This window comes from Corynebacterium lipophiloflavum DSM 44291 (genome assembly GCF_000159635.1).
Classification (GTDB): domain Bacteria; phylum Actinomycetota; class Actinomycetes; order Mycobacteriales; family Mycobacteriaceae; genus Corynebacterium; species Corynebacterium lipophiloflavum.
Window position 1 is genome coordinate 1 of sequence record NZ_GG667247.1, and the last position, 241, is coordinate 241.

At 66.4% G+C, this 241-nt stretch carries 1 protein-coding gene; it reads left to right on the forward strand.

Annotated features, from left to right (window positions below; all coding sequences use genetic code 11):
• Nucleotides 1-241, forward strand: a 241-nt coding sequence (locus HMPREF0298_RS11385; RefSeq protein WP_006841358.1) for an inositol monophosphatase family protein, incomplete at both ends; no start/stop codon positions are given.

Sequence of the window (241 nt, forward strand, 5' to 3'; positions counted from 1 at the left end):
TGACCAGGTGGACCCCCTCACCCAGGCGCATTTCGAGCGCCAGGACTTCGAGGTTGAGACCAAGCCGGATCTCACCCCGGTCACCGAGGCGGACCGCGAGGCCGAGCAGCGCATCCGCGACTACCTGGCCCGGGCTCGCACTCGTGACTCCGTCTACGGGGAGGAGTTCGGCACCACCGGGCACTCTCCACGGCAGTGGGTCATTGACCCGATTGACGGCACGAAGAACTTCGTCCGTGGT